Annotated in this window: 7 protein-coding genes; all 7 read left to right on the top strand. The window is 53.0% G+C overall.

All coding sequences use genetic code 11. The features are described from left to right. Positions 1-11 precede the first annotated feature (11 nt). The 7 genes from LC431_RS20605 to LC431_RS20575 all read left to right on the top strand — a co-directional run bounded on the left by LC431_RS20605 (position 12) and on the right by LC431_RS20575 (position 15,056). The gene (locus LC431_RS20605) at positions 12-1,562 is read left to right on the top strand and encodes an alpha-amylase family glycosyl hydrolase (protein WP_112152387.1); all 1,551 of its coding nucleotides are present in this window, start codon (positions 12-14) and stop codon (positions 1,560-1,562) included. After that, positions 1,549-2,610: a glycoside hydrolase family 130 protein gene (locus LC431_RS20600; protein ID WP_015690581.1), complete on the top strand. Its 1,062-nt coding sequence runs from the start codon at positions 1,549-1,551 to the stop codon at positions 2,608-2,610. Before LC431_RS20605 ends, LC431_RS20600 begins: the two co-directional genes overlap by 14 nt. After that, a complete protein-coding gene (locus LC431_RS20595; protein ID WP_223510291.1) occupies positions 2,607-3,521 on the top strand; it encodes a DUF1861 family protein in 915 nt (304 codons plus the stop codon). The genes LC431_RS20600 and LC431_RS20595 overlap by 4 nt, the downstream gene beginning before the upstream one ends. Positions 3,522-3,739: 218 nt before the next feature. Beyond that, the gene (locus tag LC431_RS20590) at positions 3,740-5,371 is read left to right on the top strand and encodes a ShlB/FhaC/HecB family hemolysin secretion/activation protein (protein WP_223510290.1); all 1,632 of its coding nucleotides are present in this window, start codon (positions 3,740-3,742) and stop codon (positions 5,369-5,371) included. Between the two features lie 12 nt (positions 5,372-5,383). After that, positions 5,384-13,960 (top strand): hemagglutinin repeat-containing protein, encoded by an 8,577-nt coding sequence (locus LC431_RS20585; protein WP_223510289.1) that lies wholly within the window; start codon positions 5,384-5,386, stop codon positions 13,958-13,960. Next, on the top strand, positions 13,960-14,220 hold the full coding sequence (locus tag LC431_RS20580; protein WP_013577496.1) for a hypothetical protein: 261 nt from the start codon (positions 13,960-13,962) through the stop codon (positions 14,218-14,220). The genes LC431_RS20585 and LC431_RS20580 overlap by 1 nt, the downstream gene beginning before the upstream one ends. Further along, positions 14,217-15,056, top strand: coding sequence for a VENN motif pre-toxin domain-containing protein (locus LC431_RS20575; protein WP_153376633.1), 840 nt, complete (start codon positions 14,217-14,219; stop codon positions 15,054-15,056). The genes LC431_RS20580 and LC431_RS20575 overlap by 4 nt, the downstream gene beginning before the upstream one ends. The last annotated feature ends 24 nt before the right edge of the window (positions 15,057-15,080 follow it).

The following is a 15,080-nucleotide window of genomic DNA, read 5'->3' as shown; positions in this document are numbered from 1 at the left end:
AGGCCTGAATGATGGACAACCTGAAAACATGGCAGGACCGGGTATTTTATCAGGTGTATTTACCCTCGTTCTGCGACGGTAACGCTGACGGATTAGGCGATTTCCTGGGGCTGGTTTCTAAACTGGATTATCTGGCTGAGCTGGGCATTGGCGGCATCTGGATCACCCCCTTTTATCCCTCTCCGCTGGTGGATAATGGTTACGACATCAGTGATCACTGCGCCGTCGATCCGCGCTTTGGCACAGTAGACCTTTTCGATGAACTGATTGCGGCCTGTCATCAGCGCGATATCTTGCTGGTCATCGACGTGGTGATTAACCACGTTTCGGACCAGCATCCGTGGTTTCAGGCGGCGCTCCGTCAGCCGGACAGTCCGTTCCGTGACTTCTTTTTCTTTCGTGAGCAAACCAACAACTGGACCTCTTTCTTTGGCGGTTCAGCCTGGACGCAGGAACCCGGCGGGACGGCCAGTTACTACCATAAATTCTCGCCTCAACAGGTATGCCTGAACTGGTCCAATCCCGCCGTTGAGCATGAGATCAAAAAAATCTTCGATTTCTGGATAGCGCGCGGCGTCGACGGCTTCCGGTTTGACGTGATTAATTTTCTGACCACTGACGGTATCGGGGAAGATCATCCACCCGTTGAGGCAGGCGCAGAGCCCCCTCATGATAAAGATATCAATCAGCCCGGTGTGCTCAGCGTGGTGAATCGCCTGTGTCGCCATATCCGTGCGCAAGGTGAATTCCTGCTGATTGGCGAAGTGGGCAGTGATGAATTGCCGGTAATGGCACCTTATCAGGGCACAGAGTTGCTGGACGTGGTGTTCAATTTCAACCTTGGCAGCCAGAAACGCTTCGATATTGCAGCGATCTTCGCCGAAATACAGGCAATGGAAAACACACTCTCCGGTTTACCGACACTGTTTTTCTCCAGCCATGATATGTCACGCATGATCAGCCGTTTCGGTGAATCACCCCGCGATATTCCCCGCGCTGTAGCCGTTTTTGCCCTGCAAATGACCGCCCGGGGTTTGCCTTTTATCTTCCAGGGAGAAGAAATCGGCATGACCGATTTTGTCCCGCAGAATTTGCAACAGATGCGGGATATTCAGGGAATCACGCACTATCACACCGCTATTTCACAGGGCATGCATGAGGAGCAAGCGCTTACTTACGCATTACCTTTCTGCCGCGATGCCTCCCGTTTACCTGTCCCGTGGACGCCAGCCGATGCCCGTGAAAGCCAGATTAACGTCGAAAATGAGAGTAAGTGCTCACAATCAATTTTGACCCGTTATAAGCAGTTGATCCACATAAGAAATACACACCCTTCTCTTCAGCGTGGCCACTATCAGTACCTCACGCTGTTTAAGCAATGCCTGATTTTCCGCCGCCAGCTGGGTGCGGAATGTCTGGAAGTGATGATCAATTTCGGTCCGCCTGTCGTCAACGTGGGCTATGCCGACGGCAATTCAGTCTTGTTTGGCACGGATGAACCGCTGCTGGAAAAAAACCAAATTCTTATCAAAAAGGTAAACCATGAAAATGCTCAGAAGTGAAAAAAATCCGCTGTTAACACCTGCTCACGTTGCACCTTCCCAGCCCGGCTGGAAGGTCGATTGTGTTTTTAACGCAGGCGTATGTTCGTATCAGGGGGAAACCCTGCTGTTGCTTCGTGTCGCGGAAAGCGTGATCTCAACGGATGCTAATTGTCTGGAAGTGCCGCTTCTGGTGAACCAGCAAAACGTCTGGCGGGCGGGCACGAAACGTTTTCGACGTGACGACCCGGCCTATGATTTCAGCGACCCGAGAATGATTGCGCTGAAAGCTGACCCTTCAGTGATCTGGCTGACCTCGATGTCGCATCTGCGGTTAGCGCGTAGTCAGAATGGCGAAGATTTTAGTGTTGATGCACAGCCCTTTTTGACCGCTGATACGCAATACGAACAATTTGGCTGTGAAGATCCGCGAATTACGCTGATCGATGGCGTTTACTACATCAACTATTCGGCCATTTCGCCGTATGGCATTTCCACCGCGCTGGCGACGACCACCGATTTTGTCACGGTAGAAAAACAAGGCGTGATTTTCTGCCCCGATAACCGCGATGTCTGCTTCTTCCCGGAAAAAATTAACGGCAAATATCAGGCGCTGACCCGTCCTTCACCCAAACATTTTGGTAAGCCGGAGATCTGGATGTGTGAATCACCGGACATGCTGCACTGGGGCAATCATCGCCATTTACTCGGCAGTGCTTCCGGCGACTGGGATGCGCTGAAGCTGGGTGGTGGCGCACCGCTGATGAAAACGACGCGCGGCTGGTTGCAGATTTATCACGGCGTGGATAAAGACCAGCGTTATTGCCTCGGCGCGATGCTGCTCGATCTGAATAATCCGTCCAACATCCTCTCCAGGTCTCCAGTGCCGCTGCTACAGCCTGAAGCGATATATGAGAAAGAAGGATTCTTTGGCAACGTGGTGTTCACCTGCGGCGCATTGCTGGAACAGGATTTGCTGAAAATTTACTACGGCGCAGCCGATGAATGTATCGGGCTGGCGACAATGCCGCTCGATGCCTTATGGGCGCATCTCGGATTACCGCTGTGAGCAGGGTTGAAACATTACTCCGGCAATTTCGTACTCTGAAATTGCCGGTACCCGCCGGAGAAAAAATCCAGTTCTCCGGCGCAGGAGACGACGATGTTTATAACCTGACCGCTCCGTTTCAGTGCGGTGATACTTCGGTCATTGCGGCCCGTGTCGAGCCCAGAAACTCCGAGTTATCACAGGTAAAATTTTTTGCATTTGATGGCGTCCGCCAGTGCGAATTACTGCCCGACGCGCCGGTCTTCGCTCTACAGGATCCGTTTTTTGCCCGGATCGGCGAGGAGTTTATTTTTGGCGGGGTGAGTGTTGAACCGGCGGATGACACCAGCGGGAGACTGCGCTGGAAAACCGTGCTGTACCGGGGGACCGATTTGTATTCCCTGCGCCCATTTTTTATCGGGCCTGAGGGCATGAAAGACATCCGTCCGGTGGGTTTACCGGACGGAAAAGTATTACTGTTTACCCGTCCGCAGGGTGAAACCGGCGGACGGGGTACCATCGGCTATATTCTGCTGGATTCACTGGAGGATCTGACCCTGGGCAAGATAGCTCAGGCGACATTGTTGCAGGGACAGGTCGCCGCCGAAGAATGGTGCGGCGTGAACGCAGCTTATGTTCTGGATGGCCACCAGATCGGTGTGCTGGAACATGTCGCCCGTTTCGATGCGCAGGGGCACCGGAACTATTACGCCTGCTCGTTCATTTTCAACTACCAGACGTATCACCGGACAGCGCTGAAAATCATCGCTGAACGCAACCAGTTCAAACCCGGAGCCGCCAAACGTGCTGATCTTGAAGACGTTATTTTCCCCGGCGGCCTTTGCATTACTGAGTCATCCGTGCCCCGGTTATATTGCGGAACCAGTGACTGTGAAGCGCAATGGATTGGAATTAATAATCCTTTCCTATAACGGAATAAGATAATTTACGGGTGAATTTCACTAAATCACTTATCAGCACGACTCCGAAATAAATTCACCCGCCCTCAATACCATTAAAAAATTTGATTTATTTGTCGCCACGAAACATCATATTAAAATCTGTATCAAAACATTACTCCATTAATTATCCATGGGATAAATTTGTCTTGTGTAAATATTCATTCCTTAAATATATTCTGCCCATTTTAATGGCTGGCATCATTACATCCGGCGTTGCGGCCCCCCTGAATCCGGCAGACCGAGACCTGATCCGTCAGGAGCAACAGGAATTATTAAGGCAAAGCCAGCAACAACGTGATGATCTACAACGCAGTTTTTCTCCCGTTTCACCCATCGAATCACACATAGAAGAAAATAATGGCCCCTGCTTTTACATTCATAAAATATATATAAATAACGCAACACTTCTTTCTGATAAAAAACAACGCGAGATTAATAAACCTCATCTTAACCAATGTATCGGGATGAACGGAATTGCGGAGATAACCCGTCAAATCTCTGACTGGTATATTCACCAGGGATATATAACCAGCCGGGCTTTTATCACCGAACAGGATTTATCTCAGGGTGAATTACATATTTCGGTACTGGAAGGACGTCTTGAGAAAATTACCCTCGAAGGCATGTCAGCGCCACAATTAAGAATGGCTTTCCCGGGACTGGAAGGCGGCATTCTTAACCTGCGTGACATCGAACAGGGTATGGAGCAAATCAACCGGTTGCGCAACGATCCGGTGCAAATAGAGATCCTTCCGGGCAAGAAATCAGGCTATTCCATTGTCAATCTCACCGCCTCGCCGGAATTCCCGCTCAGTTTCTCACTTAACTTTGATAACAGCGGGCAGAAAAGTACCGGTACCGGACAATCTGGCGGCTCACTGACGGCCAATAATGTGCTGGGTATTGCGGATAAATGGTTCGTCAGCGGCGGGCGCAGCAGCGATTTTTCATCCACGCATGACGCACAAAATGTTCAGGCCGGGCTGAGCATTCCCTACGGTTATAACCTGTTTGATTACAGCTATAGCTGGAGCAACTACCTCAGCACCATTGACAACAATGGCTTTGGCTGGGCATCGACCGGCGACAGCATCAGCCACCGTTTTACCACCTCGCGGGTGTTATTCCGCGATGGCGATATCAAAACCGGTGCCTCCATCGGACTGACACATCAGATCAGCAATAACTATCTCAATGATGTGTTGCTCGACAGCAGCAGTCGCAAGCTGACCAGCCTGCTGTTTGGCCTCAACCACACGCAAAAAATCTTCGGTGGCGTCGCAACTTTCAACCCCACTTTCAGCCATGGCGTGTCCTGGCTGGGTGCGGAAGACGATAACGGCAAAAATGATGATTTGCCGAAAGCCGGATTTAAAAAATGGAGCCTGAACGGCAGCTTTCAGTTGCCGGTGGCTGAAGATTTATGGTGGCTGACCAGCGTCTACGGTCAGTGGTCGCCGGACAGGCTATATGGCAGCGAGCGTCTGACCATCGGTGGCGAAAGCTCGGTACGCGGCTTTAAAGAGCAATATCTTTCCGGCGATAACGGCGGCTACTGGCGTAACGAGCTGAACTACAGACTGTTCACATTGCCGCTTATCGGCCAGGTCAGCAGCGTGGTCGCACTCGACGGTGGCTGGCTGCAAAAAGATAACAAAGACCCGTGGGCGTCCGGCACGTTGTGGGGAGCCGCTGTCGGGCTTTCTACCACAAATCGTCACTACTCCAGCCAGTTTACCGTGGGTACACCGTTGCGATATCCGGACTGGTTAGCGCCTGACCACCTCAGCATTTATTACCGCATCGCGTTTGTGATTTAAGGGAAAACGATTATGGATAATCATCAACAACCAATGTGTTTTGCTCAACGCATACTGAGTTATTTGATCTGTGGCTTGCTGGCAGGACAACCTGTTTTCCCGGTGTTTGCCGCACCGGCGCCTGCAAATAGTGCTACAGGTATCGATAAGGCCGGAAACGGTGTGCCGGTAGTGAATATCGCCACACCTAACGGAGCGGGGATTTCCCATAACCAGTTTCAAAATTACAACGTCGGTAAAGAGGGGCTGATCCTCAATAATGCCACCGGCCAGCTAAACCAGACGCAGTTAGGCGGGCTGATTCAGAACAACCCCAACCTGAAAGCAGGCCAGGAAGCGCGCGGCATTATTAACGAAGTGACGGGCGCGAACCGTTCACAACTGAACGGTTACACAGAAGTCGCAGGAAAAGCGGCCAACGTGATGGTTGCTAACCCGTATGGCATCACCTGTAACGGCTGCGGGTTTATCAATACACCGAACGCCACGCTCACCACGGGTAAACCGGTGTTCGATGCGAGTGGCAACTTACAATCCCTTGATGTCAAAAAAGGTTCCATCACCGTTGAAGGCCAGGGGTTGAATGCCAGCCAGTCGGATGCGTTGTCAATCATCTCGCGGGCCACCGAAGTGAATGCACAAATTCATGCTAACGCGCTGAATGTTATCGCCGGCGCTAACCGCGTGGATAAAAATGGCCGCGTAACGGCGATGGCCGGTGAAGGCGCAGCACCCGTGGTGGCGGTGGATACCGGCGCGCTCGGCGGCATGTACGCCAGTCGTATCCGACTGATTTCCAGCGATAAAGGCGTGGGAGTTAACCTTGGCAACCTGAACGCCCGTCAGGGGGATATCACGCTGGATGCCAGCGGCAAACTCACCGTGCAAAACAGCCTTGCCAGCGGCAGCCTGAATGCCAGAGGGGAAAGCGTTACGCTGAGCGGTGAACATAAAGCCAGTGGCAGTATGAATGTCAGCGGGCAGGACATTGCACTTAACAACGGCACCTTTGCCAGCGACAACAATATCGTCCTGAACAGCGATGGCAAACTGACGTTAAGCAACAGCCGTTTGACTGCCGGAAACGACCTCAATCTCAACGCACAAGATTTAACACAGGATGGCCGCAGCAGCGTCAATACGGCGCGTGATATTTCAGCACAGGTGGCGGGAACGATAACAAATCAGGGCCAGCTGATAGCCGGTAATAACGCCGCCATAAGCAGTGGTTCCCTGTCCAACAGCGGTAAAATTGCAACCAAAGGCACTACCTCGATAAGTGCCGTAAAAACACTGAGCAACGCAGCAGGCGGAGAAATTCTATCTGACGAAGCGCTGGTTGTGTCTGCGGAAGATATCCGGCAAAACGGGACCTTATCAGGCAAAAAATCACTGGCAATAGATGGCCAGTCACTGACCGCCGCAAAAGGTTCGCTTTCGACCAGTCTGGGCAATGTTTCACTGAAAACCCGTGAAGCAAATCTGGGCGGGGATGTTATCGCCCACGGCGATCTTAGGGTGCAGGCGAATAAACTGACCAGCCAGCGTGACGCGCAGCTCCAGTCTGATGGTTCGCTCACGCTGACAGCCACGGATGCCACGCTTTATGGCACTCAGGTGGCACAGGGTGCACTCACGCTTACGGCACAGAATCTGATTCACGGCGGCGTTACCACTGCGGCGAATCTCACTGTAAACAGCGGGCACTTTAATAACCTGAGTGAGGGTTTGTTTTTAAGTCAGGGGCATCTGGATATCAGCGGGAATACCGTTCTCAATGCCGGACAGGTAATGGGGAACAGCCTGTCACTGACGTCCGCTACATTCAGTAATGATGGCCTGTGGCAAGGAACTTCTGCGCTGCACATGACGGCAGATGAACTGCGCACAGGCAGCACCAGCCGCACGCTGACCGCAGGCTCACTGACCCTGGATGCAGGTTTACTCAATACCGCAGGCACCCTGCAGGGGCAAAATGTTGTTATCACCGCCCGTGACTGGACGAACACAGGTTCCCTGCTTGGGACGGATAAACTGGATGTTTCGCTTGCCAGCACACTGAGTAACGACGGTGACATCTTAAGCCAGGGCAACGCCAGCCTTGCCGCGCAAAACATCGCTAATCAGGGCTCTCTGCTGAGTGCCGCAGATCTCACCCTGACGGGAGAGTCGCTTGATAACCGTGGCGCATTGCAGGGCAATAATCTGGTGATAAACGGCACGTCGCTAAATAACAATGGCGACATCATCGGCGTCAACGGACTGGTAGTGGCGCTGACCGGAGCATTTATTCAGCAACAGGACAAAACGCTGTTAACAGGCGGAGCCCTGAGACTGAACGCGGCGACGGTCAATAATGCCGGGCAAATTCAGGGTACGGATATTGCACTGATCAGCGATTCTGTCGACAACAGCGGGCGTATTCAGGGGAACAATGACCTCGCATTCACCGGTAATCTGACCAACCGCGCTGCCGGTATCGTCCTGAGCCAGAACACCCTGAACCTCACCACGCCAAATCTCGTGAACTACGGCCTGATTCAGGGCGGCGGCACGACACGTATTGATGCCTCAGCGTCCGCACGTAACGACGGTAAAATCCTCTCCGGCGGTGAACTCACGTTTAACACGGCGAGCCTGACCAACAATAACTGGCTACAGGCCACATCTGTATTGCTGAATGCCGCTGCAATCGATAACTCAGGGACGGTGTTTAGCACCTCGAATCTGGCGATTCATGCCGACCGGATTGACCACAGGGCCGCAGGTAAACTTTACAGCGGCGGTAACTTACTGCTGACCAGCGGCGTTTTCGAACAGTTGGGTCAGGTGGTTGCGCTGGGTAATTTAACCCTGAAATTAACCGGTGCTTTTACAGGAAAAAACGTGCTGGCGGCAGGCAACGTGCTGGATATCACCAGCAATGGCGCGATAAATAATCAGAGCGTGATGCAAGGCCAGGCGGTGAATCTGACTGCCGGAACGACGCTCACTAATAACGGACAAATCACCACCGGCAGCGGTGCAAGCATCCTCTCCGCAGGCAGTATTTCGATGAACACCACAGGCACATTACAGGCCGGTGGCGACGTGGTACTGAACAGCCGTGAGAATATTACGGTGGCCGGTTTTATCGGCACCGCGGGCTCACTGACCCTCAATGCCGCCAGCAGTATCCTCAATACCACCCTGCTGTATGCGGGCAACAATATGTATCTGCTGGCCAATACCATCCGCAATAACCACGGCGATATTCTGGCCGGTAACAGCCTGTGGATGCAGCGCGATATGGCGGGCAATGCGAACGCCGAAGTGGTGAATACTTCGGGGAATATCGAGACGGTAAATGGGGATATTACGATAAATACCGGGCATTTAGTGAATGAGCGGGAAGGATTAGTTGCTCATGTCACCGAAGAAACAGATTTAGCCGGACAATACTCATGGCTTACGTCGATTGATGCAGATGTCCCGCTAAGCTATCTGGATAGTATCAATTACGATTATGGCTACTACCGCGCAGATACTGGCTGTGGTAATGGTTGTGCCGGGGCATATTGGTCTCGTCCTGCCCCTTATAGCAACAGCGCTGAATTACAGTTTGCCGTTTCCCGTTCACAGGTCATTGTCGAGAGCAATGGTTCACCCGTTGCGCATATCTCTTCTGGCCGCGATCTTCTGCTCCATGCGGATGTACTGGAGAATAATGCCAGTCATATTTTAGCGACTAACAATGCCATTCTTAGTGGTAATACGCTTAATAACCAGTCATGGATAGAAAGCATTGAAACTCATTATTTGTCATATGCTTATGGTGGAAGTGAGTACGCAACGGAGTCCAGCATAACCTCTCAGAACGGCACTGGGGGCATGAATTCAATCTATTTTGTCACTACAGGGGATATCCGAACAGAGAGTACTGACGGTGATATATTCCGCTCCGTCATCCAGGCTGGCGGCAACGTCATTGCCAATTTTACCCAGGACATCAGCAACACCACCACCACGGCGAATGCCGGGGGCACCAGCAACATCATCACTGCCCCGACGCTAAATACACTCAGCCAGCCTGATGGCGTTCAGCAGCAAGATCTCGCCAACGCAGATAGCGCGGACATCACCTCGCCGCAATGGTACGAGAGTCTCACCGATGCGGTTGCTCACATCGCCGGGGGCAACAGCTTGTATCCTCTGCCGTCGGATAATAACGGCTATTTTGTCCCTTCAACCGATGCGAACAGCCCGTATCTGATCACCACGAACCCGAAACTCGACGGGCTGGGGCAACTCGATCAAAGCCTGTTTGGCGACCTGTACGCATTAATGGGGATCCAACCCGGTACGGCTCCGCGTGAAACTAACAGCCAGTACACCGACCAGAATAAATTCCTCGGTTCGGCGTACTTCCTCGACAAACTTAACCTGCATCCGGAATACGATTATCGCTTCCTCGGTGATGCGGCATTCGATACGCGCTACGTCAGCAACTTTATGATCAACCAGACCGGCAGCCGCTATATCAGCGGCCTCGGTTCTGATCTCGAGCAGATGCAATACCTGATGGATAACGCGGCAGGTGCGCAGCAGTCGCTTGGACTGGCCTTTGGTGTAGCGCTGACGGCTACGCAAATCGCCGCGCTCGACAGCAGTATCTTGTGGTGGGAATCCGCCAGCATCAACGGCCAGACGGTAATGGTGCCAAAAGTGTATCTGTCACCAAAAGACGTGACGGTGAATAACGGCAGCGTGATTGCTGGCAATAATGTCGGACTTTCAGGCGGCAGTGTCACCAATAGCGGCAGCACCCTCGCCGCAAACAAAAACCTGTTTATCGGTAGTCAGAGCAGCATCAGCAACCTGAATGCTGGCCTGATGCAGGCAGGCAGTGCACTACAACTGGGCGCGCTGGGCGATATCAACAACATTGGATCCGCGATATCTGGCAAAACCGTCCAGCTTGAGAGCACAGGCGGCAGCATTAATAACATCACGCAAACCGAACAATGGCAGGCAGGCGGAACGGGCAGGCGCGGCGAGTCTGTCAGTTTCAGCGAGACACAAAGCGGCCCGATGGCGGGGATCATGGCTCAGGACGACATGATCCTGAGAGCCGGACAAGATATCAATATTACCGGCGCACTTGTGGCAGCAGGCGACGATCTGCTGATGCTGGCAGGCAATGATCTGAACCTGAATGCCATAGAAACCAGTCAGAGTGCCAGTCGTGGCAAAAGTGAAACCCACAGCACTGACAACGCCCGCACGACGATAACCGCAGGCGGCGATCTGACGCTGGTTGCCGGGCAGGATATCAACAGCCAGGCCGCAGGACTCGCCGCAGAAGGTGACGTGGCGATGCAGGCCGGTCGCGATGTGAATCTGATGGCGATAGAAACCACCGACGGCAGCAGCTACAAAGCGAAGAAAAAGGTCGAAATCAACGAATCGGTACGCCAGGACAGCACTGAAATCGTCAGCGGCGGCAACACCACAATCGTTGCCGGACGTGACGTCAACAGCAAAGCGGCACAGGTAATTGCCAGCGGCGATATCGGTATTGGTGCAGGCCGTGACATTAACCTCGAAACCGCCACTGAAAGTGATTACCACTTCAAAGAAGAAACCAAAACTAAAAAAGGGTTCATGAAAAAAACCACCACGCACACGGTGGAGGAAGACAGCGCAACCCGTGAAGCAGGCACCCTGCTCAGCGGCGATAACGTAACCCTCGTCGCCGGAAATGATTTGCTGGTGAAAGGCTCAGCGGTGGTCGGCGACGGCAATGTCAGCCTGAATGCGGGCAACAATATCGACATCGTGGCGGCGACCAACACCGACTCGACATACCGTCTCAAAGAGAAGAAAAAGAGCGGCATGTTCAGCGGCGGCGGCATTGGCGTCACCATTGGCACCAGTAAATCACGCTATGAAATGAACGATGAAGGTACCACGCAGAGCCAGAGTTTCAGCACCGTCGGCTCGACGGGCGGCAACGTCAGCATTAACGCCGGTGCCCAGGCCCATATCGGTGGCGCAGATATTATCGCCGGGAAGGATTTACGCATTAAAGGCGACAGCGTGCTGATTGAACCGGGCCGCGATGCGCGCACCCACGATGAATCGTTCGAGCAGAAACAGAGCGGGCTGACGATAGCGTTATCGGGTGCGGCAGGCAGTGCGGTAAACAGCGCGGTGTCGACGGCGCAGTCGGTGAGTGATGAAAGTGACGACCGGCTGGCGGCGCTGAAAATTGCACAAGGCGTGATGAGCGGCGTATCGACCGGTCAGGCGATGGAGCTGGCGCAGGCCACCACCGGCGATGCTTCCACCGCCTTTGGTATCAGCGCCTCGGTTGGCACGCAGTCGTCCAAATCCGAGAGCCACAGCGGGCAGAATACCGCCACGGGCAGCACGCTGACGGCGGGTGATAACCTGTCGATAACCGCGACGGGCGGCGATATCACGGCCATCGGCAGCCAGATTAAAGCCGGGCTGGACGTGGCGCTGAACGCGGCAGACGACATCAGCCTGATTTCCTCGCAGAACACCCAGTGGCTGGAAGGAGAAAACAGCAGCAGCGGCGGCGCCATAGGGATTGGCATCGGCATGGGCGAGAGCGGTGCCGGTATCAACATCTCCGCCAGCGGCAACGCCTCCAGAGGCAGCGAGTCGGGCAACGGCACGCAGCATAACGAAACCACCATCGACGCGGGCAACCGCATCAGCATTAACAGCGGCGACGACACAACGATTGCCGGTGCGCAGGTCAGCGGCAACAGCGTGATGGCGGATATCGGCGGCGACCTGACCATCAGCAGCCTGCAGGACAGCGACTATTACGACAGCAGCCAGAAGAGCATCAGCGGCGGCGCCAGCTTCTCATTCGGCACCATGACCGGTTCGGGCGGCATCAGTGCCAGCCACGACGGCATGAACAGCGACTACAACTCGGTGATTGAACAGTCCGGTATTTTTGCCGGTGACGGCGGCTTTGATATCACGGTCGGCGGGCATACCCAGCTCGATGGCGCGGTAATTGCCAGCACAGGTTCTGCGGATAAAAACAGCCTCGACACCGGCACGTTAGGCTTCAGCGACATCGGCAATAAAGCGGAATACAGCACCGAACATCAGGGCGCAGGCATCAGCACCGGCGGGACTGTTGCCGAGAACTTTATCGGCAATATGGCGAACGGCGTACTGGTGGGTGCAGGCGGTGAAGGTGAGGCATCCGGCACCACGAAAGCAGCGATTTCTGCGGGTGATATCACCATCCGCGACAAGGAAAACCAGCAGCAGGACGTGGCTGATTTAAGCCGTGATGCGGAACATGCCAACGGCAGCATCAGCCCTATCTTTGATAAAGAAAAAGAGCAGAAGCGGCTGGAGATTGCGCAGGCGCTGGGCGACGTGGGCAGCCAGGCAATGGATATTGCACGGACGGCTGGCGAGATTAAAGGGCTGGAAAAAGCGAAAGCCGCGCATCCTGAGCTGAGCGGCAAAGACCTGCTGGAGACAAAAGAGTACAAAGACACCCAGAAACAGTACGGTACCGGCAGCGACATCCAGCAAGGTATCAGCGCGGCAACGATGGCGCTTCAGGGGCTGGCGGGTGGTGACGTGAAGGCGGCGATAGCGGGTGGAGCGGCACCGTATCTGGCGGAGCAAATCAAGAAACAGGTCGGCGAAGATAACGTTGCCGCTAATGCCATCGCCCATGCGATTGTCGGCGGTGTCATCGCAGAGCTACAGGGGCGTGACGCCGCAGCGGGTGCAGCAGGCGCGGCCACCGGTGAGCTAATCGCCCAGGTGCTTTATCCGGGCGTGAAACGCGAAGATCTGACGGAGAACGAAAAGCAGAAAATCGTGGCGCTGAGTACGTTAGCTGCGGGGCTGGCGGGCGGAATTGCGGGTGATGATACCGCGGGCGTTATTGCCGGTGCACAGGGTGGGAAGAATGCGACGGAATACAATCACTTTAATCTTCCCTCAGGGATGATGGATTATATTGATACAGCAGGCTCGTGGAATCAGTTTGCGGTAGATAATAATCTCTCGCCCGAGCAGACACAGGCCGGGCTGGATAAAATAGCGAAAGGGGATTTGCCGGAAGGGGCGAATATCACCAAAGCGATAGTCGAAGGCTATCAGGATGGCGTATTTATGGCCGGTGCGTTTTATCTTGGTCCGACAATAGCCATAGGAAAAGGCATTACCGGGGCGGTGATTGGTGGCGGTGCTAATTCTGCATTCCAGTATATGAATATGGCACCGGGCAGTGAGTTCAGTTATTACAGTGCAGCGGTTGCGGCAGGAGCAGGTTATCTGGCTCCGGGTTATAAAATCGGCGGAAATACGCTGATTAATATGGGCGGCGCATTTATGACGGATGGACCGAGTTTGTCTGGTCAGGGCGGAGCCATTGCAGGCTCTGTGTTCGGTGGGGGATTTGGGAAGTATGCGCCTGATCTGCTTGCGCCGTATGCAGGATCTTTTTCTGGGGTAATAGGAGATATTGGTTCAGCATCTTTCTTTGAAATATCCAATGATACAGTTAAAGAATTAATAAACAATAAGGATAAAAAATAGTGAAGAAGAAAATGACACTTTTTATATTTATTCTCATGTTTATATACATGACTGTAGCCTTTTTTATATTAGGTATCTCCACCCGAATTATAACTGCCATAATTTATACAGGAGAGTTTTATCTATCTGTGTCTGGTACGATAAAAGTTGTCAAAATGAGTGTGGTTGCTGGTATTTTTATTTCAGTAGGAACTTTTATCTTTAATCGAATAGATATCTACAACGCCCGTAAAAAACCCCCAACCGAGCCTGATAAATGACTTTAACAAGCAAACATCCCGGTTGCCTGCGCCGGGATATAGCGCTGGACACTTACGGCAAACCCATCAGCGAACTGACGGAGCAGGAAAAACAAAAAGTGCTGGCCTTATCGACGCTGGCAGCGGGTCTGGCGGGTGGTTTAACCGGAGACAGCACGGCAGACGGTATGACAGGCGCGATAGCGGGGAACACCACAGTGAACAACAACCTGTTAGGCGGCGGTACGGAGGCAGGCCAGGAAACATTTATCCGTCAGCACGGTATTGATATGGCAAGTTGTGCTGATGCACCGGGTTCGGCAAGTTGCCAGAAGGCGCAGAATGAGGCAAATGCAGTGGCAGGCGCAATGGCGACCGCAGGGCTGATTTATCTGCCTGGAGGAATGCAGATGACAGGTGCTATTGACGGCAGTGCTAATGCAGCGATCCAGTATGGCGTGAATGGTGAAATCAATCCTACAGATGTGTTGATAGCTACTTATGTGGGAGCATTTACGGCGAATACGGGACTGTGGGGAACTGTGGGTTGGAATGCAGCAGGTGGTGCGACATCAAGTTATCTGAAGGGAGATGATCCGTGGGCTGGAGGGGCTATAAGCGGCGGTGCTTCAGGCCTAGGTTATGGGATCGGTAAGTTTGCGCAGGGACCTCTGAACAAAATATTTAATCCAACTTGGAAAAACTATGAATGGGTTGATATGGGAATGGGCATATCAAAACCATTACCACCAAGTGCTATTCCTGGCATAGCGGGTAATACAGGAGCAGCAATTGCAACAGAAGGAACTGGTGCCATTATTAACGAGCAAATAAATAGTCTTAAGGAGAAAAAGTAATGAATGTGAAGACTGTATTTTCTT

It is taken from the genome of Rahnella sp. GSA61A (assembly GCF_019969905.1).
In the GTDB taxonomy this organism is placed as follows: Bacteria; Pseudomonadota; Gammaproteobacteria; order Enterobacterales; family Enterobacteriaceae; genus Rahnella; species Rahnella aceris.
This window is presented reverse-complemented; position numbering and strand designations above follow the sequence as displayed.